The sequence below is a fragment of the Flavobacteriales bacterium genome, assembly GCA_020635855.1.
Taxonomy (GTDB): domain Bacteria; phylum Bacteroidota; class Bacteroidia; order JACJYZ01; family JACJYZ01; genus JACJYZ01.
The window spans coordinates 100,736-121,027 of the sequence record JACJYZ010000003.1 but is presented as its reverse complement, the minus strand read 5'-3'; the positions used below and the strand labels follow the sequence as shown (position 1 = coordinate 121,027).

Below are 20,292 nucleotides of genomic sequence, written 5' to 3'. Positions count from 1 at the left end.
GATGCGTATAAAAAAGAAGAATCCCGTACATACGGGACTCTCCTGCAAAGATATGAAGTTGTTTTCTTCCGGTAAAATCTAAAGATTGATCCGTGCCCCGAACGTATGTACGCCGTTGAATACTTCACGCGTACGATAGGAGTAGTCTACCGAGAAAGTGCTGCCCTTGCTGCCCATGGGGATCTCAACGGATACACCTGCAGTCGGCCCAGACCACCAGGTGGTACGTTCATCATCCGAGAACATACCCTTTTCATAAATGAAACCGCCACGCAGCATCAGGAATTTCCTGTAAGCATATTCAAGACCGGTTTTCACTTCGTCTTTCGAGAAAGAATTGGATGTGTAGGTACCCGCAATGGTCAACCTGTGGGCTTTGGTTGTATCCGTACCCGGGCTGATGATATCGTAGGAAACACCCATGTTCAACAGCGAGGGCAATTCGAATTCGGCCGTACGCTGCTCCACACGCATGTCATAGCTGGAACCGGAAGGTGCGGTGGCACGGAATGAAATACCGTCACCCGAGAAGCTCATGGGAGGTCCCACATTGCGCAATGCAATCCCAAACTTGGTGCGTTCCGGATACATTTCACTTCCCGTTACGTACTGGATACCTGCGTCGATTGCAACGCCCTGTGCTTTCACATCGGAAATGGATTCCGAGATCGCCCGGATGCTAACGCCTCCGTAGATGCTGTTTGAGAAAGTTTTGGCGTATGACAACCCTACGTTGAGGTACTGGGGGGAGAATGTTCCCAATCCGCCTTCAGGCAGGTCCACGGTTGTGATCTGGATATCGCCGAAATCCATGGCCATGATGGCCAATCCCAGCACACCGGTCTCACCCACTTTCTGGGTAAAGCCGAATGAATTGATGTAGATATCGGCATCCGCCAGCCATGCAGACCGGGAGAACATCACCTCGGTACGTCGGGTGAATGCGGTTCCTGCGATGTTCTGAAAGGAAGCTTCCAGTCCCCTGACGCCGGCGGAATTGGCGCCTGCCCATCCGGAGCTGCGTGCCCAAGGATTGATCAGCAGTTCCGTTGCACCCGCCTGTCCGGCACGATCTTCGTTTCCGGCCGATGCAGGGGTTCCGATACCCAATGCAAGGGCAACCGATGTGAGGATGATAACCTTATTTTTCATGTTCGAATCTTTTCTGTTGTAAGCAAATTAGAATGTATCCAGGTCGATCGGACGCATAACACCGAACCACTTGAGGATTTTTTCACCCGCCGCACCGGCGTCAATGTGGATGATGTAAATACCACTCGCCACAGGGATACCTGCAGCATTCTTCAGGTCCCAATCAAGTGAGGTGAGCGGTTCATCTTTCTTGAACTTGCGGATCAGGGTACCGTTGAGCGTATAGATACTCACCGTACATTTTTCCGGCAGGTTGGTGATCTTGATCCTGGAATCGATCTGGTTGCTTTCGTACTCCGAGTATGCGTAGTACGGGTTTGGCACCACGTTGATCAGGTCCATGGCATTCTTGGCGGTTTCGGTGTTCTTGGTCACCGTTTTGATATCCTTGGTACTGAACGAATACGCCGGAGCCTGAGGGCTCATGGTGTTGTAAAGGGTGTCCGTGGTTTCTCCGAAGATCGCGTAATCGCGGGTATAGGGTTTGCGTACACGAAGACGGATACGTGCCTCATTCGCCAGCAGGGTTTCACCTGATACCAGCATGGGAATACCCACCCACATACAATCTTTCAGCACATTACGCCTGTCGGTGGAGTTGCCGGTGGAAAGCATGTTGTACATGTATGCACCTTCATCGTAGGCAGGCATGTCAATGGATGTATTCTTGTTGTGGCCAAACACATACACCATGTGCATGCCACCCCACACCGGTGTTCCGATCGGGGGACGTGCATAGGTAGCAGTGGGGTTGAACTTCATGTCGTTCCCGTTGTCACCGGCAAGCCATGAATTTTCACCGAAGGCAATGTTCAGACGTTCTCCGGTCTCCACATTGATGGCATAGCCGGGGAACCAACCCATTCCGGTACCACTTCCATCGGCGTTACCGTCTTTGTCTACCGACTGGCCGGCACGAGGCATGAACTTGTCAACACCACCGGCATTCAATGCGGGATCAGAACCTGTTTCAATGACCACACAGCGTGACCATTTCGACTTATCAGGAGTAAAGACAATATCCACACCGGCCAACTGGCTCATTTTCACCTGGGCGTGGAAGTTGCTCCATGCCGGACCGTAATCCACTTCGTGAGAAGCTATGCGGTAAGGAGCCCAGGTTCCACCACTCAATCCATTTCCAAGGTTTATTGGTAAAACAGATTCGAACTCTTCATCGTCGTCAAGTCCGACGTAATCGTCAGTTGCCGGATCCGAGTTGTTCACCGTACCCGAACGGATCCAGTTGTAAGCCGATCCTCCGTCAATATCCGGTACACCGGTCAGCCATGGGTGTTCGGCGTCTGCATATTGAATGGTACCTTCCAGGAAGCCGGCATCTTTGTTCTTGCCGGGATCTTCTACCTGCTTGATGCTGACAGACAGTCCCCAGTTATAGGAAGCACCGTCGTGGTTCTTCCCGAATTTACCCGAAAGGATCTGTTCGTTGTACACGCTGATGTCACGGTCAGACCAGATTGTATCACTGGTTCCATCTTTGATCAAAAACCATTTGGAAGTTTTATCCATCGCGCCGCTTCCCACATTGCTCTTTCCTGTAAGGTAGAGCTTGAAGTTGCCTGAAGGAACATTCAGCGGATCGATGATCTTGACATCAACCGGACCCTTCCCGCTTTGGTACTTCAACTCATAAGCGCGATGGTTGGAGCTGGTGAGAATGGTATTTTCTGCGTCCTCGGATATATCCATCACCAATCCGCCATTGCCCTGACCGATCAGACGGGTGATCTCAACACCATCTCCGTATTCGGTGGGGTAATCGGTTCCACCCGCTTCCGGTGAGGGGAAGTGCGGGATACCTGTGTATACCTGAATGTTCCTGCGACCCGCCTTGTACGGTTTCTTCTGACCATCGAGTTGCAGCGGATCGGCCTGGTTGTATTTCTTGAAGTTGTTATACCCGTATGAGATTGCAAGGAAATAGTACGGTTTGTGATTCACCAACCGGTCATCCCCGGATGCAAACAGGTCTTTCGTGATTTCGAACGAGTGTACGATGCCTGTGTTGTTTCCATTCACCATTTCGGTGGGCACGTTGCCGCCCAGTGCCTGGTCGAATTCGTAGTTGACCAGTTGGGCCACACTGTTCTTTACGTCACATTGGAAAGCCAGACGGGCAAGATCCGGGTTTTGCAGATCGGCAGCTGTTACGTAGCGTGTTTTTACCTGGTAGATCTGATACCCTTCGAAGTTGTACGTGGTATCGTAGTTGTTGGTGCTGGTCCATACGATCAGCGGATCACGCTCTTCGTATTCTTCATTGTAATTATTGGAAGAGGGCTTGTTGGTGATATACACCAGCAACTTCTTGTCCATTTCCTGGATGGTCAGGTCGGGTGCATCCGGCCCGTTCAACACCTTGAAACAGTTGTCGAACAGTGCCTGGGCTTTGTCGTCGGTCACACGCAACAGATCCACCGATGCGGTAGCACCTCCCTGTGCTGCACGTGCCCAAACCGCACCTGTGGTGATGGTGTTCACGGCACCCGGCTTCAGGGTAAACGGTCCGGCAGATTGAAGGAAACGTCGGTCCGCAGGAGTATTTCCGGAACTTTTCTCATCCCATGGGGGCTGAGGACCTGCACCCGGTGTACCCCATCCATTGGGATCCGAATCACCGGGGAACATGAAGTTACAAATAGGCCCGCCGGTGTTGTAGGCATTGGCACCGTATGTAAACGGCACACCATCCCTCCAGAAACCGGTCAGGTAGTTGTAATAGTCGGTTGCCAAGGTAGGGTTACCCGTAACGGACCCGTCGTTGTTATAGTAAACGAACTTCGACATAATGATTTGTTCTCCGGGCTCGTCAATGGTACCATCGCGGTCGTTATCAACGCCATCATTGTCATCGGCTTTCGGCCCCTGGAAGAAATCAACGCCGATAGAAGGCGGGTTGGTTCCGTACCCTTGCGCGCCTTCGTCGTTCTCATCCCCGTTGTAGCAATAACCCAGACCGCGACCAACGTCACAACCCACGAAGTCATCCAGGTAGTTACCCAGATCCGGATCCACCCATTGACCGAAATAGGTGTTGTTCACCTGGAAAGACGACCGGTTGAAAATGCGGTACTGGTAAAAGGTCATGTTGTTGATTTCGTCGTTGGTGGCGAATGCGAAAGCCTGCGCATGGATTTCGATTCCGATGGGTTCGCCACCGCTTTCGGTGTGGATATCACCTTTGTCATTGAATACCCACCACAAGGTCTGGTCACCGTAAAGGCGAGCGGCACAACCGGCATCTCCTGAGATGTCATAGTCGGGATAGTCTCCTGCATATGGGTTGTAATAACCGTCGCCATCATAATCAAAGAAAGGTGCGAGATACGTATCCTGTCCGTATGCCGGATCGCCGTGTGCAGGCCAGTCGAGCATGGCCTGGGGAACATTGGATATGTTGCCAGGATAACTTGGGTCTGCAACAAAATCCTCAACCATCTTTCGGGTCATCTTGAAGTGTTTGTCGTATTTGGCGCATACGTCCGCATCAACGGATGCAGTGACCGTGTTCAGGGGGCCGGGCCAGATGTCCCATCCCCACTGGCGATAGGTTTGTGCAGCCACTTTCAGCTGGCCACCGGCATCGATACCACCCAGCCAGAGCGAACCGGCAAACAGAGAGTTCTTGTTGGAACCCTTGGGCACTTCGTACTTGGCGGTGTTCAGATCCCACCACATATCCATGCCGGACAGCACACGGGCCCGGACGTTGTTGATGTCCAGATCCGTTTGAGCGGAAGGCGGATCACACGCTGCAGCAACGGCTTCGTGACTACCGTTTTTCATGACACCCGATGAGCCGGCCTTCTTGTTGATATCCTCTCTTCCGTACGTTGAAACGGACACCAGTGCTCCAAGGGTGATTAAGGCGAAATTGCGCATACTAGCTTTCATATCAGTAAATAATTAATGCCAAATAAAGAACGACTAGAAATCCAATTGAACACCGAAGCGAATCTGGCGGGGCAAGCTATAATTTGCCGGATTGTTCACCTTGATGGCATACAGATCCCTGAATGATTGCGGATTGGTTTGTTGCTCAATGATACCCTGTGCCGCAGCATTGGTCAAGTAACCGTCGTCATCCGGATTACCCGTTGCACGGTAAACCGATATGATGTTATCTGCATCCAGCAGGTTGGTGATGGACAGGTACAGGTTGAGGTTTCCATGCCCGCCATTACCCTTTTCATCCTTCTTGCCAAAGTTGAGGGGAATGTCCCTGTCTACACGCAGATCGATCGTAAACTGCCAGGGCAGGCGTGAACCGTTGATGGACCCGTCTAGGCGCGAACGATCATTCAGACCAAATGCAGCTGTCTGGGTCACATTTGCCTGACGTGAGTAAGGCTCACCCGAGCGTGCGTTCATGATCACGTTCATACCCGTGTATTGAAATACGGGTGCACCAAACCAGCGCGGACCGTCATACTTGTCCTTACCATCAAAGCGGTAGTCGATGTTGGTTACGATGCGGTGACGTACATCGTACTCCAGTGGAGACAATGTCCTCAGGTTGGGGAACCCGTCATTGATCAGCGTAAGTCCGGTTGTGGCCGAACTGCCGGTACCTTCGGCAAACTGAAGGGTATAATTGGCATTCAGACGAACATTCCTTACCCGCCGTAAATCATAAGACACGGAGAAACCCTTTACTGTTCCGAAATCGACATTTCCATAGGTGTTGTAATCTTTAGGATAAGCATAGTTGACAGGGATCGCCTGAATCTGATCCCTCAGTTCACGATAAAACGAGGAGAAGGAAATAGCAGATGCCTGTGATAACTTTTGCTTAAAACCTACCTCATAATCCGTGGTGCGTTCAGGCTGCAGATCGGGGTTTCCAACTGTAATCCTGCCAGCAGAGTTACGGAGATAATAATATGAAATAGGGTCCAATCGCTGTCCGCTTGTGGGACGCTGGGTCAGTACATCGTAGTGGGCGAAGAACACCGCTTCATCCGAGATCGGGAATGAGAAAGCCACACGGGGCATGATGTTCGTTTGGGGTTCGTAGTCCTTGAACACCTCGGGTTTCACTTCGGTGTTGTTCGGATCAAGCAGGTACGGGGTGATGGTACCGGTGCTACTAGCTTTGGCTATCACGGAAGGATCCGTGATCTCAGTTCCTTCCGCATTGTACCAGGTATCTCCGTTCCGGTATCCCAAAATCGCAGTAGGATTGGCCGCATCATTCACATACACCACGTAATCTTCACCAATGGTGGATGGATGGTTACCGAACTGGGGCACCTCGGCAGCGGTTTTGGCAGCCTGCAGGAGGTACTTGTCTTTCAACACCATCTGGTTGGCGTCATAGCGGTCTACACGCACACCGATGTTGAAGACCAGGTCCTTGAAAGCGAACTTGTCCTGGATATACCCGGCCACATAAATCGGCTCGAAAGGCGCCACGTTGCGGGTGTAGTTGCCGTTCTCATCCTTTTCGTTGAAAAAATCGTCAAAGCTGGGTTTTGAAGTCAACTTATGCCCTAGGTAATCGTAGCCATAGTAATACACAAACCCATTCCCGTCATTCAGCAAATCATCTGCACTGAACATATCCAGGCTCAGTATGCTTGGATCCACTGCATCAACGTCAATCCACTCCGTACTTGTAATGGATTTTCCCAACTTCGTACGCAACTGCTTGTCAAAATAACGTTGTGCATTTGCATCATACAAACGCGGATAATTCACTGTATCCTGGAATACACCGTTGGCATCGAGCACCGGTTGCGGATTGCTGAAATCCAGATTGCTGATGTGAGCATTCGTCAGCTGGCGGGCAAGTACCCACAATTGGATGGGCACACTGTTCCAGAAGCGATCACTGCGTTGCTCATATTCAAAACCCAGTTGAATGGCATGGTCTCCTATATCCGCTGACCCATTGGCTGTTAACCTGAATTGGGTATTTTCGCTGTAGCCATACTGATTATTCAAACGTCCGGTATTATACCACAATGAATAGGCATGTCCAGGTCGGTCGCCATTGAGCAAGCCACCGCCCGATTGCACCTGACTCAAATTTTCATAATTGCCTGCCGTTTCATCATAAAAGTTAAAATATTGACTGGTATAGTTGGCCATCAAAGGATTGATCTCCGACCGCTCAAATTCCACAAGTGTGTCACTAAACCCATCATGCAGCCAACCGGTCTTCCCGGACACAGGGTCTGTTCCAATTACACTATAGTGGTTAATTTTGTGCGTATTGAACTTTCCGACATAACCGTAAGCGAACATGTCATCCTTGTGAATGTCATCCCAGGTTTTGCTGTTATCCATAGAGTAATCCAATTGGATGCTGTAAAAGGCATTTTGAATGGCCGACCCGGTGTCGGAGTCAAATTTCTGTGTAAAGCGTGAATACGCGCGCCATGTGCTATTGATCGTTTGCGAGTTCTTGTTATAGTTCAGCAATGAATACGTGTAAAAATAGTCGTGCTTGTTTTCATAGTCATAAGAACCGCCAAAAGTGATGGTAGTGGAATTGGATGGTTTAATGTCAAATTTACCTTGCATGGTCATCCGGGCAGAACCCACGTTCATCTTGGCTTTCACATTCTCAAGATCATTTTTGGTGAGAAATTCGGAATTCCTAAAAGTTCCCAGACCGCTACCGCGTGCCCTCAATGGATTCTTTTCCAAATCAGCAAGCACATTGTCTTTCACCTTCCATGCACCAATGGCCGAAGGGTTACCATCTTGAATATAGGCACCTTCACCTGACAGGAAGAAACCCGCAATGGCGCGTGAATTGGTGGGGTCTGCTGTATCTTTCTTAGACCAGAGGGGACCGGTTATGTTACCGCCCACCAGGTTGTATCCATATCCATCCAGGAACTCGGATGTAAGGGCTTCAACACCTCCACTCACCGTGCTGGACGGACCGCGCGTGGTGATGTTGATGATACCACCTACGGCATCACCGTACTGTGCGGGGATACCGCCCAATACAGTACTTACCTGCTCGATACCTCTCTGTGGAAGCGTTACATTACCGCGTACTTTCACACCATCCACGTAGTAAACCGTACCACCTGAACGTTGTCCGCGCATGCTGATCTTTCCATCCGTTCCTTGATAAGCACCGGCAGAAGTAGCCGCAGCGGATACCGCACTGCGCGTGGGCATCTTGTCGAAATCTTCGCGGGTAACGGTTTTCTGAACCACCGTTTCATCCTTCTTGAACACGGGGTCTTTGTACTTCACGATCTCCACCTCCTGCAGCTCAACACCTGCTGACATTTCGATTTTAAGATCCGTGATCTTATCGGAGTTGATGGTCACCCCATCCACCTGTATCTGCTGGTAGCCGACGTAACTGGCCTTTACCGAATACTTACCGGGATCGATCGGCTTGATCGTATACTCTCCGTCGAAATTCGTGGTGGCACCGCCGGCCTGAACACCATTGCGTTCAATGATGATGTTAGCGAACGGAATCGGTTCTCCGTTCAGCTTATCCACGACTTTACCTTTCAAGGTACCGGTTTGCGCAAACGCACTCATACCGCACAAAGAAATGAGCGCGCAGAAAACGGACAGTTTTCGTAGCATAATGCAATTTTTTTGGTAACTAAAAAATCAAAAAACCGAAAATGTGATGCGAGATTTTCAGAGGGGGTAAAGGTATAAAAAAGAAGTTTTTAATCGCAAAATCTTTCTGAAAAATGACAAGCCGTTGATGCGGTGGCTTTTATGTTAGGAGGGAATGTTAAATCGAAAGTAGCAAAGAAAGGGGGTAATGTCAATGAATAATTATTAAGCGGTAGGATTTCCCGTGTCAGCGTACGGCCTTTCCAGAATTGCGGATTGAATCACCGCCCGGCGCAGGTTGAAGGCTGTTTTCCTTTTCTTCAGGCGCACGATTTTAACCTTGCTTTTTTTCGGGTCATGCATGTGCGCACTCGGTGGCACGGGATGCATGATGCTGCTGCCTTCTGCCGTGACCTGGTCCATCATCCTTATGCGCGAACTGTACGTCTCCTTCAGATGCGTTGAATCCGAATGTGTGGATTTTGCCGACTTCTGGCGATCGCGCTGGGGAGGCGGAGATGACTGCTGAACGGGGGCAGGCGCGGGTTTGGGAGCAGGTTCCTGCTTTTCCCGTATCATGTCCTCCAGCTCTTCAAGCAGGTTTTTCTTCGGTGCCTTCTTCGGCTTGCCATCTTCTTTGGCTCCTTTTCCAATGGCCCTGAATGCATAGTACACGATCCCGATCAGGATGTATATCAGCGTAGTGTAGTTGAAGTCCATTGTCATCACAATGGGAGTGATCGTCATCATGGTCAATGCCTCCTGTTTCTGAACCAGCGAATATAAAAAGGATCCCTTCTTTTTTCCACGATCCGTTTGGATTTTCGCTTGCTCTTCTTCATCATTTTCCGCGTTTCCTTGGACTGAATTTTCTTCGCCCGTTTATGAAGCATCTTATCAATCTTCTTGGCTTCATTCAGCTTTTTCTGCTTGTCCTTTTGCGCCGCACGCTCCTGCTGGGTTTTGGGCTTCTTCTTGGATGCCGGACTGTCGCCGGGCCCCTCAGCCTGTGCCATCACCACACCGGACATCAGCACCAGCAAAACCGCAACCAAACCTCGTATCCAACGTTTCCTTTTCATCTTTTGCACATTCTGTTTAACAGTCGCGTGTCAAAGTTACAATTAATACCAGGCGAGACTTTCATAACTTTGCCTGATGATTCCATTCTCCATGAAGATAACAAAAAAGCTCAAGTCACGACATCTGTCCTTCCTTATGTTGTTCGCATGCGCAGCCCTGATAGCTGCATGCAAAAAGAACGATGAAAGGGTTCCTGACGTTGCTGTGGACATCTATGTTTCTCCGACAGAACCAGGGTTCACCGACCTGAACGCACCCGGAGGATGGGTTTACATTGTAGGAGGTTCAAGGGGAATCGTTGTGTACCGCCAATCCCTTGACGCCTTCCTGGCCTTCGACCGGCACTGCCCTTATCAACCATCATCTAGCTGTGGTAAAGTGGAAGTAGACTCCACCAACATCCAGGTGACAGACCCCTGCTGCGGATCAACCTTTCTTTTGTTTGACGGGTCGGTTGTCAAAGGCCCGGCCACCCTGCCCCTCAAACAATATGAAACCTCGTTCGACGGAACGTGGGTGCATATTTTTAATTGAGCAAGAGCATACTGCAAGAGCATACTGCAAGAGCATACCGCAACAGCATACTGCAACAGCATACAGCAACAGCAAGTGTGAGGCTCAATACAAGACTTAACATAGAACAAAACAAAAGAGCATACAGTCCGGGAAACCTCCCACTGTATGCTCTTGCTGTATGGTTGCTCCGCTAAAGCTACGGCGAACTGTTGCTGTAGCTCTTGCAGTATGCTGTAATTAGTACCTGTAGTAGTCGGGTTTAAACGGGCCCTTCTGCTCCACGCCAATGTATTCGGCTTGTTCCGGAGTCAGGGTTTCCAGTTGCACCCCAATCTTGGCGAGGTGGAACGCAGCCACTTTTTCGTCCAGATGCTTCGGCAACGTGTACACCTTGTTTTCGTAGCCGCCGCTGTTCTTCCACAACTCGATCTGAGCCAGCACCTGGTTGGTGAAGCTGTTTGACATCACGAACGACGGGTGACCTGTTGCACATCCCAGGTTCACCAGGCGACCTTCCGCCAATACGATCACATCATGACCTTTCACGGTGAACTTATCCACCTGCGGCTTGATGTTCACTTTGGTTGAACCATGGTTCTTGATGAGCCATGCCATGTCAATCTCATTGTCGAAGTGACCGATGTTGCAAACGATGACCTTGTCTTTCATGTTCTCGAAGTGACGGCCTACAACCACGTCCTTATTACCGGTAGCGGTAACCACGATGTCAGCAAGCTTCACCGCATCATCCATTTTCATCACCTGGTAACCTTCCATGGCAGCCTGCAGGGCGCAGATCGGATCAATCTCGGTCACGATCACACGGGCACCGGCAGCGCTCAACGATTGTGCGGAACCTTTGCCCACATCACCATATCCTGCAACCACGGCCACCTTACCTGCGATCATCACATCGGTAGCACGGCGGATGCCGTCAACCAATGATTCGCGGCAACCGTACTTGTTATCGAATTTGGATTTCGTAACGGAATCGTTCACATTGATACACGGCAGCGGGAGTTTTCCTTTTTTTGCGCGCTCGTACAAGCGATGCACACCGGTGGTGGTTTCTTCGGAAATACCTTTGATGCCTTCCACCAATTCGGGATAACGATCCAGCACCATGTTGGTGAGATCTCCACCATCGTCGAGGATCATGTTCAGTGGTTTCCGGTCTTCACCGAAAAACAATGTTTGCTCAATGCACCAGTCGAACTCCTGATCGTTCATTCCCTTCCAGGCATATACGGAAATACCTTTTTCCGCGATCGCTGCAGCAGCATGATCCTGGGTTGAAAAGATGTTGCATGATGACCAGGTAACTTCCGCACCCAGTTCCACCAAGGTCTCGATCAGAACAGCGGTTTGAATGGTCATGTGCAAACAACCTGCAATGCGTGCGCCTTGCAGCGGTTTCTTCGCGCCATATTCTTCACGAATGGCCATCAGACCGGGCATTTCTGCCTCGGCCAGTTCGATTTCCTTGCGGCCCCAGGCGGCAAGTGAAATGTCCTTTACCTTATATTTTTCAAATTTTTGCACCGTAGTTTGGCTCATTTTGAGATTTTCCTTTTTTGATGAATACTCAATGGATGGGCAAAGGTAGAAAACACCTTTTCAATTACCAATTCAAGGGGCAACCCCGCGTGTAGACCAAACCTCCTATCTTTGCCGGGTACCACCACCCCGCATCATGCAGTCGGACCAAATCATTCATTCAAGCGGAAGCCTTCAGATCGGCATCTGGGGCATTTCCCAACAACGGGATGAATTGATGACCCTGACCTCACTCACGCCGGTTGACCTGGACCGATTGGCCACATTCAAACAGAAAGAACGACAATGCCAGTTCCTCGCCGCCCGGGCCTTGCTAACCCGCATGGGCCACGATCCATGCAACATCTCTTACAATGAACAGGGAAAACCATTCTTACGTGACACATCCACCGGGGTCTCCTTTTCCCATGCCCACACCTATGCTGCCGTAGCCGTGGCCGACCGCAACATCGGGATTGACATAGAGATGCGGTCGCGGACCTTTGATCGCATCGCCGATCGATACCTTTCGCAAGACGAGTTGTCAAAGGCTCAGCACATCCGAACCCATTTGCCCGAAATACTAGCACTGGCCTGGAGCGGGAAAGAAGCGGCATATAAGTGGGACGGGGCGGGTGGACTTGATTTCCGGAAAGACCTTCACATACAAAGCTGGCCCGACCCCAAACAACCCGAAAACGGTTTTTTGATTCGTTGCAGGGATCACCTATTACAGGCCGGATTCATATCAAGGGAAGATTTTGTGCTGGTGTACGTGACGAAATATGGTTAATATTGCCAGCCATGAGCCACGTATACAAGATCATAGCAGCGGCCCGCAAAGAGAACCGCAAACTGTTCGCCGTCCTGATCGATCCGGACGACCTGAACGATGGCCAACTCACATCCCTGATGCAATCGGGAGAAGCATGCGTGGACCTCATCTTCGTGGGCGGTAGCCTGGTCAGGGCACAATCTACCCGCACCTGTATTGACAGGATCAAGGAGGTGACGGGCAAACCCGTGGTCTTGTTCCCCGGCAGCATCCTCCAGGTGGTTGACAACGCCGATGCATTGTTCTTTCTGTCCCTGATTTCCGGCAGAAACCCGGAAATGCTTATCGGGAACCACGTGATCGCAGCCCCGATGATCAAACAAACCCAACTGGAAGTGATCCCGACGGGTTATATGCTCATCGACGGTGGCCAGGCCACTACCGTTTCTTATATCAGCAATACCTTTCCTATTCCGCGCACCAAATACGACATCGCCGCATGCACAGCCATGGCCGGTGAGTTGCTGGGACTGAAGGTACTTTATATGGATGCAGGAAGCGGAGCCAAACACCCCATTCCACCCGAAATGATCTCCGCCGTGAGGCAATCCACCGACCTGCCGATCATTGCCGGAGGAGGGATATGCACTCCCGAACAGGTGATAGCCGCATGCCATGCAGGGGCCGATGTCATCGTGGTGGGCAACGCCATCGAGTCAAACAGCTCCCTGCTTGATGTGCTCGGAACAGCTGTCAAATCCGCGTAAGCATCTACCGGTTGGTAACTTTTTGGAAACAACTTTGGAAATCAAGTTGTATTTGGTCAATTTTGTACGACCAAGCAAAGGGGTGTCCCGGTTGATCCGGGGCTGAGAACATACCCATCGAACCTGCTCCGGATCATGCCGGCGAAGGGATTGGCTGGACTCTCGCACCCCTTGCAGACATTGAGCATTCAATGCAAGCGTTCGACAACACAGATACAGGGGAACACATCACCGTTCATGTGAACGATCAAATCCACCGGGTTCAATCGGGTTATTCCGTTTCGGACCTGATACGGCAACTGTCACTTGAAGCACGCCAGGGAATCGCCCTTGCAGTCAACAGTGACGTGATCCCCCTTTCCGACTGGAACAGGACCTTGCTGAATGATCGCGACCATATTCTGATTATCCACGCCACCCAGGGAGGCTAAACTTTTACCATGAAAAATTCCATCCCAAACGAACATACCATCACGCGAACACCCTTTCCCTGTTCCGAAAAAATATACGTACCCGGCCAGATGCATGACATCCGTGTAGCCATGCGCAAAATCCACCTTGAGGATTCACAGTTGATGAATGGCTTAAAAGAGTCCAATAAGGATGTGGTTGTGTACGATACCAGCGGGCCTTACACCGATCCGTCAATGAACCTCGACGTAAGGGAGGGACTGCCCGCACTGAGATCCGAATGGATCATGGCACGCGGAGATGTGCAGGAACTGCCCGGAATCTCATCCGAGTTCGGCCGCCAGCAATTGCTGAACAGCGACCTGGATCACCTTCGCTTTGCACACCTCAAAAAACCGCTGAAAGCGAAAGAGGGCGCCAACGTCTCTCAGATGCATTATGCACGTAAAGGCATCATCACACCCGAAATGGAATATGTAGCGATCCGCGAAAACCAACGGATCCAGCAAACCAACGGGTCTTCAAAAATCAAGTGGATCACACCCGAATTCGTGCGCGATGAGATCGCCGCCGGACGTGCCATCCTCCCCAACAACATCAACCACCCGGAAAGCGAACCCATGATCATCGGACGCAACTTCCTGGTAAAGATCAATGCCAACATCGGAAACTCAGCCGTTACGTCCAGCATCGAGGAAGAAGTGGAAAAAGCGGTTTGGGCCTGCCGCTGGGGCGCCGATACCATCATGGACCTGTCTACCGGCAAGAACATCCATGAAACCAGGGAATGGATCATCCGCAATTCACCCGTACCCATCGGCACCGTTCCCATCTACCAGGCACTCGAGAAAACCGGCGGCATCGCCGAAGACCTCACCTGGGAACTCTTCAGGGACACTTTGATCGAACAGGCCGAACAAGGGGTAGACTACTTCACCATTCACGCCGGTGTGCGGCTGCACTATGTGCCGATGACCGCCAAACGCGTAACCGGTATTGTATCGCGCGGTGGTTCCATCATGGCCAAGTGGTGCCTGGCCCATCACAAGGAGAATTTCCTTTACACCCATTTTGATGAGATCTGCGAGATCATGAAAGCCTATGATGTGGCCTTCTCCCTGGGCGACGGATTGCGCCCCGGGTCCATTGCCGACGCCAACGACGAAGCCCAATTTGCAGAACTGGAAACACTGGGTGAACTCACACACACCGCATGGGCGAATGATGTACAGGTGATGATTGAAGGACCGGGGCACGTACCCATGCACCTGATCAAGGAGAACATGGACAAGCAACTGGAGGTATGCCACGAGGCACCTTTCTACACACTCGGGCCCCTTACCACGGATATCGCTCCGGGGTATGACCATATCACTTCCGCCATCGGCGCTGCCATGATCGGCTGGTATGGTTGTGCCATGCTTTGTTACGTAACACCCAAAGAACACCTGGGCCTTCCCAACAAGAAGGATGTGAAGGATGGGGTGATCAGCTACAAGATCGCAGCACATGCCGCTGACCTCGCCAAAGGTCACCCCGGAGCACAGCTACGGGATGATGCACTGAGCAAGGCCCGGTTCGAATTCAGGTGGCAGGATCAATTCAACCTGAGCCTTGACCCGGATACGGCCAGGGAGTTTCATGACGAAACCCTGCCTTCGGAAAATGCCAAGGTGGCCCACTTCTGTTCGATGTGCGGACCCAAGTTCTGCTCAATGAAAATCTCCCAGGAAGTCAGAGAATACGCAAACAACCAGGGCCTGGAAAATGCAGAAGCCATTGACCAGGGATTACAGGAAAAGGCAAAAGAATTTGTTGACCAGGGAAGTGAAATCTATACATAGCACCCAGTTCAAACCCTCTAAAACAAGGAAGACTTGAAAACAATCGTGATCACAAAACCGACATTTTTCAAGCAGGAAGCTGAAATATTGACGCGCATGTTTGAAGAAGGACTACCGATCCTCCACCTTCGCAAACCTGGTGCATCCAGCGGACAAATGCGCGCGCTGCTCCTGAAAATTCCCAAGGTCTACTGGAACCGGATCGTGATTCATTCTCATTTCAACCTGGCCACCCGGATGAAACTCAAAGGCATCCATCTCACTTCCAAAGTCAGAAAGAAACGTTTCAACCGATGGAAATACACCAGGATGTACCGGTGGTTTCACCCCCAACTCCACATCAGCACTTCTTTTCACAACCTGAACAGCCTGTATAACGACAAGACCCGGTACGACTATGTCTTTATCAGTCCGGTGTTCGACAGCATTTCCAAAGGCGGATACCAGGCCGGGTTTTCCAAGTATATGCTGAAAGCCGCCATTATGAATTCTTCACAACATGTGATTGCACTTGGCGGTGTGGACGAAACCAAGGTGGATGAAGTTTGTGAAGTTGGTTTCTACGGAATGGCCATGCTCGGGTATATCTGGAATACGGATGATCCGGTTGGAACCTATGCACAAGTGCAGAGTCGGGTGCTCGGTTCCATGAATGCTGATACCGCCATGTCGGTAGACAAGGATGGTATCCTCCACATAAAGAAAATCTCCCAACATGTCTGAAGTCCTCCCATACGCAATGTCGGTTGCCGGCCTTGACCCGAGTGGAGGCGCGGGCCTGCTGGCTGATATCAAAACGTTGGAGTGCCACAGGGTCCGATCCCTTGGCATCTGCACCGCTGTTACCGCGCAAAGCGACCAAGAGTTCGACCGGCTTTTGTGGATGGCACCGGACATGATCTTCCGGCAAATGCGCTCGGTGATGGCACGCTTCCGCCCACGCGCCGTTAAAATTGGCATCACGGAAAGTGCCCGGGTATGTGCCAATATTATCCACCTCATCAAAGAGGTCATCCCCGACACCAAGGTGGTATGGGATCCCGTTCTTACATCGTCCACAGGCCATGCATTCTGGGACACACACTCCATGCTTACCGACGATTTTCCACTGACATCCTGCGACCTGATCACACCAAATATCATGGAAGCGTGCCGGCTGACAGGTTGTTCCGACCCGAACGAAGCAGCCCGGAAACTTTCGGCGTCGTGTCCGGTGCTGCTGACCGGTGGACATACAAACCAAGAAACGGTCACCGATACCTTGTTTATAAACGGCATGGGTGAATGCTTCACCAACGATTATATCGAATCCGGAGAGAAACACGGCTCGGGATGCACACTCTCCGCTTCCATTGCCGCAGGCCTGGCCAAAGGACATTCCCTGAGCCATGCAGTAACCGACGGCATCGCATTTACCCGGACCTTCCTCGCCAGTGACTCATCTAAAATGGGCATCCACGCCCCACTACCATGACCATCCCCGAATTACAGCTCATCACCCAGGATCTTGAAGGAAAATCCCACGCCATGCAGGCAGAAGAAGCCTGCGAGGCAGGTATACGCTGGATCCAGTTCCGCAGCAAACGTACCGACCGCAGCAAAATCACCGCTGAAGCAAAAGCAGTGGTGAAAGTATGCCGACACTACGATTCGGTGTGCATCATCAACGACAACCCCTACCTGGCACTGGAAACCGGTGCAGACGGTGTACACGTGGGAAAGAACGACCCCACCCCCGACGAAGCACGTCTCATTCTGGGGCAAGAGGCCATCATCGGTTGCACAGCCAATTCTTTTGATGATATCCTCCAGCATGCTACATCCGATATCGCATACTTTGGCATCGGCCCCTACCGCTTCACATCAACCAAAAGAAACCTGAGCCCCATCCTGGGACCGGAAGGGTTGACCGACATCGTTCACCGGATGCGTCAGGCATCCATCGACATCCCCCTGGTAGCCATCGGTGGCATCCTGCCGGAGGATGTCCTGAACATTCTGCATACAGGTATCCATGGTGTGGCTGTAGCCTCCGCGATCAACGAGGCTGCATCGCCAATCCACGAAGCACACCGGTTCATTGCCACTTTGCAACTTTTATCCCAGCCCCTCGCATGAAACCTTTACAAATAGCAGATCAAACCTTCCAATCCAGGCTGTTTACAGGCACCGGTAAATTCAGTTCAAACCGGTTGATGGAAGATGCCCTCTTGGCCTCAGGGTCGGAACTGGTGACCATGGCCCTGAAACGCGTTGACATAGGCAAAGGAGAAGATGACCTCACGCATTACCTGAAGCACAACCACATCCGCTGGCTACCCAATACCTCCGGTGTTCGCAACGCCAAGGAAGCCGTACTGGCCGCCCGCCTTGCACGAGAAGCACTGGGTACCCATTGGATCAAACTGGAAATTCACCCGGATCCCCGTTACCTCCTACCCGACCCGGTGGAAACCCTTGAAGCCACCCGCATCCTCGCAAAAGAAGGGTTCGTGGTGCTTCCTTACATTCACGCCGATCCGGTTTTATGCAAACGACTGGAAGACGTGGGAACCGCTGCCGTAATGCCGTTGGGGGCACCCATCGGTTCGAACCAGGGATTGAAAATGAAATCGATGCTGGAGATTATCATCGACCAGAGCCGTGTTCCCGTTGTGGTGGATGCCGGCATCGGTGCGCCGAGCCATGCCGCGGAAGCAATGGAAATGGGTGCAGATGCCGTACTGGTGAATACAGCCATTGCCGTTTCCGATCATCCCGTAGAGATGGCCAAAGCATTCCGCATGGCTGTTGAAGCAGGACGCATGGCCTTCGAAGCCAGGCTGGGAAGCGTATCGCACATCGCCGACGCCACCAGCCCACTCACCTCCTTCCTGGAAACACCTGAATCCACCATTGCATGAACACCTCCGGTTTTTTGTCGGTTTTTGAAAACCTCGACTGGGATCGGTGCCGTGACCGGATTTACTCCATGAAAGCATCGGATGTGGAAGCTGCGCTTCACCGTGCCGGGAAGGGAAGTCCGGATGATTTCATGGCCCTGATATCTCCCGCTGCCGCCCCCTACCTGGAAACCATGGCGCGTACCAGCCGCATGCTCACCCAAAAGCGATTCGGGAAAACCATGCAGATGTACATCCCCATGTACCTGAGCAACGAGTGCCAGAACATCTGCACCTATTGCGGGTTCAGCTTCGACAACAAGCTACCCCGTGTAACGCTGAATGACGAACAGATCCTGGAGGAGGTGAAGGTGATCAAATCCATGGGCATGGATCATGTACTGCTGGTTACCGGAGAAGCCAACCGCAAAGTAGGGGTTGATTACCTCGCGCATGCCATCTCCCTGATCCGTCCTTATTTCTCACATATCTCACTTGAAGTTCAGCCGCTTGAACAGGACGAATACGAACGCCTGGGCGCACTCGGACTGCATACCGTACTGGTATACCAGGAAACATATCACAGGGATGCCTATAAAGATTATCATCCCAAGGGCAAGAAGTCGAACTTCGAATACAGGCTGGATACACCGGACCGGCTGGGAAAAGCGGGCATTCACAAGATCGGACTGGGTGCATTGATCGGACTGGAAGAATGGCGCACCGATGCCTTCTTCACCGCCCTTCACATGTACTACCTGGAACGTACCTACTGGCAAAGTCGCTTTTCAATTTCTTTCCCAAGGCTAAGGCCGGCAGAAGGGATCATAGAACCCAGGGTGAGTATATCTGAAAAGGACCTCACGCAACTGATCTGCGCATACCGCATCTTCAATGAAAATGTGGAACTGTCACTGTCTACCCGGGAACGCCCGACTTTCAGGAATCACATCCTGGGTCTCGGCATCACCACCATGAGCGCGGGATCACGAACGAATCCCGGCGGTTATACCGAAAAGGAAGAAAGCCTGGAACAGTTTGAGATCGACGATGACCGGAGTCCGGCTGAAATGGCCAAGGTGATCAGGGATGCGGGACTTGAAGTTGTTTGGAAAGACTGGGACCGGGTATTGAACGCTTCCTGAACTACCACTTGCACTGGCACGCCGGCGACATATAAATATCAACGCCGGGCAGCATACCCCTGATGCGCGTTTGTTCATCTTCCGGGATGAGGATGGCACGAAGATCAAGGTATTTCAGGCTTTTCAGGTTGCGCAACTCATCAGGGAAGGTGGTGATCTCGTTGTCCCAGATGTCCAGTACTTCCAGTTGTTCCAGCTTGCCCATTTCGGGTGGAATCTTTTCAATATAGTTGCGTGCGGCGCGAAACTCTTTCAGGTGAATGAGCAGTCCCAGCTCTGCGGGAAGTTCATCGATTTTGTTGTTAGTAAGGTTGAGCTTCTCCAGGTTTTGTAATTCAGCAATGCGGCGCGGAATTTCCCTGATTTTGTTGCGGCTCAGGTCCAGTTCCTGCAGGTTGGGGAAGGAAAATATCTGGGATGGAAATGTATCCAGCTTGTTTTTCCGGAGGGAAAGGCGGTACACCGAGCCGGGGTCTTTCATTGCCTCAGACAGGCTCGTGAACAAAGGCAACTGAGCCGTTGCAGCAGAATCCAAAGGTTGTGCTACAGCATTCCAGAAGAAGAATTGCAGTCCGCAAACCACCCATAACATCCTGAACCGGTTCTTGTTCATAG

General features: G+C 51.4%; 17 protein-coding genes and 1 riboswitch. Of the genes, 10 read left to right on the top strand and 7 right to left on the bottom strand.

Annotated features, from left to right (window positions below; translation table 11 throughout):
- Positions 1 to 78 precede the first annotated feature (78 nt).
- The 5 genes from H6585_08775 to H6585_08755 all read right to left on the bottom strand — a co-directional run bounded on the left by H6585_08775 (position 79) and on the right by H6585_08755 (position 9,800).
- Positions 79 to 1,152: a PorV/PorQ family protein gene (locus H6585_08775; protein ID MCB9448423.1), complete on the bottom strand. Its 1,074-nt coding sequence runs from the start codon at positions 1,150 to 1,152 to the stop codon at positions 79 to 81.
- Between the two features lie 27 nt (positions 1,153 to 1,179).
- Positions 1,180 to 5,067 (bottom strand): T9SS C-terminal target domain-containing protein, encoded by a 3,888-nt coding sequence (locus H6585_08770; protein ID MCB9448422.1) that lies wholly within the window; start codon positions 5,065 to 5,067, stop codon positions 1,180 to 1,182.
- A 33-nt stretch (positions 5,068 to 5,100) separates the two neighbouring features.
- On the bottom strand, positions 5,101 to 8,739 hold the full coding sequence (locus H6585_08765; protein ID MCB9448421.1) for a TonB-dependent receptor: 3,639 nt from the start codon (positions 8,737 to 8,739) through the stop codon (positions 5,101 to 5,103).
- 204 nt (positions 8,740 to 8,943) lie between these two features.
- Positions 8,944 to 9,468 (bottom strand): hypothetical protein, encoded by a 525-nt coding sequence (locus H6585_08760; GenBank protein MCB9448420.1) that lies wholly within the window; start codon positions 9,466 to 9,468, stop codon positions 8,944 to 8,946.
- A gap of 2 nt (positions 9,469 to 9,470) precedes the next feature.
- Positions 9,471 to 9,800, bottom strand: a complete 330-nt coding sequence (locus tag H6585_08755) for a hypothetical protein (GenBank protein MCB9448419.1) — start codon at positions 9,798 to 9,800, stop codon at positions 9,471 to 9,473.
- 91 nt (positions 9,801 to 9,891) lie between these two features.
- Between H6585_08755 and H6585_08750 the strand changes: the two genes are divergently transcribed.
- A complete protein-coding gene (locus tag H6585_08750; GenBank protein ID MCB9448418.1) occupies positions 9,892 to 10,335 on the top strand; it encodes a Rieske (2Fe-2S) protein in 444 nt (147 codons plus the stop codon).
- 219 nt (positions 10,336 to 10,554) lie between these two features.
- On the opposite strand, the gene H6585_08745 is transcribed toward H6585_08750, so the two are convergent.
- On the bottom strand, positions 10,555 to 11,874 hold the full coding sequence (locus tag H6585_08745) for an adenosylhomocysteinase (protein ID MCB9448417.1): 1,320 nt from the start codon (positions 11,872 to 11,874) through the stop codon (positions 10,555 to 10,557).
- 136 nt (positions 11,875 to 12,010) lie between these two features.
- Here H6585_08745 and H6585_08740 point away from each other — a divergent pair, with 136 nt between their 5' ends.
- The 9 genes from H6585_08740 (at position 12,011) to thiH (ending at position 19,677) form a co-directional block, all read left to right on the top strand.
- Positions 12,011 to 12,646 (top strand): 4'-phosphopantetheinyl transferase superfamily protein, encoded by a 636-nt coding sequence (locus H6585_08740; GenBank protein ID MCB9448416.1) that lies wholly within the window; start codon positions 12,011 to 12,013, stop codon positions 12,644 to 12,646.
- 11 nt (positions 12,647 to 12,657) lie between these two features.
- Positions 12,658 to 13,395: a geranylgeranylglyceryl/heptaprenylglyceryl phosphate synthase gene (locus H6585_08735; protein MCB9448415.1), complete on the top strand. Its 738-nt coding sequence runs from the start codon at positions 12,658 to 12,660 to the stop codon at positions 13,393 to 13,395.
- A gap of 68 nt (positions 13,396 to 13,463) precedes the next feature.
- Positions 13,464 to 13,563: riboswitch (TPP riboswitch) on the top strand.
- A gap of 23 nt (positions 13,564 to 13,586) precedes the next feature.
- Positions 13,587 to 13,826 carry a sulfur carrier protein ThiS gene (gene thiS, locus H6585_08730; GenBank protein ID MCB9448414.1) on the top strand — a complete coding sequence of 80 codons (240 nt, stop codon included), beginning with the start codon at positions 13,587 to 13,589 and terminating at the stop codon, positions 13,824 to 13,826.
- Positions 13,827 to 13,835: 9 nt separating this feature from the next.
- Positions 13,836 to 15,650, top strand: a complete 1,815-nt coding sequence (gene thiC, locus H6585_08725) for a phosphomethylpyrimidine synthase ThiC (protein ID MCB9448413.1) — start codon at positions 13,836 to 13,838, stop codon at positions 15,648 to 15,650.
- Between the two features lie 33 nt (positions 15,651 to 15,683).
- Positions 15,684 to 16,373: a thiamine phosphate synthase gene (locus tag H6585_08720; protein ID MCB9448412.1), complete on the top strand. Its 690-nt coding sequence runs from the start codon at positions 15,684 to 15,686 to the stop codon at positions 16,371 to 16,373.
- A complete protein-coding gene (locus H6585_08715) occupies positions 16,366 to 17,124 on the top strand; it encodes a hydroxymethylpyrimidine/phosphomethylpyrimidine kinase (GenBank protein MCB9448411.1) in 759 nt (252 codons plus the stop codon). Before H6585_08720 ends, H6585_08715 begins: the two co-directional genes overlap by 8 nt.
- Entirely contained in the window at positions 17,121 to 17,768 is a 648-nt protein-coding gene (thiE, locus tag H6585_08710; protein MCB9448410.1) for a thiamine phosphate synthase, read from the top strand. The genes H6585_08715 and thiE overlap by 4 nt, the downstream gene beginning before the upstream one ends.
- The gene (locus tag H6585_08705; protein MCB9448409.1) at positions 17,765 to 18,553 is read left to right on the top strand and encodes a thiazole synthase; all 789 of its coding nucleotides are present in this window, start codon (positions 17,765 to 17,767) and stop codon (positions 18,551 to 18,553) included. The genes thiE and H6585_08705 overlap by 4 nt, the downstream gene beginning before the upstream one ends.
- Positions 18,550 to 19,677 (top strand): 2-iminoacetate synthase ThiH, encoded by a 1,128-nt coding sequence (gene thiH, locus H6585_08700; GenBank protein MCB9448408.1) that lies wholly within the window; start codon positions 18,550 to 18,552, stop codon positions 19,675 to 19,677. The genes H6585_08705 and thiH overlap by 4 nt, the downstream gene beginning before the upstream one ends.
- A gap of 1 nt (position 19,678) precedes the next feature.
- On the opposite strand, the gene H6585_08695 is transcribed toward thiH, so the two are convergent.
- Entirely contained in the window at positions 19,679 to 20,290 is a 612-nt protein-coding gene (locus tag H6585_08695; GenBank protein MCB9448407.1) for a leucine-rich repeat domain-containing protein, read from the bottom strand.
- Positions 20,291 to 20,292: the final 2 nt, after the last annotated feature.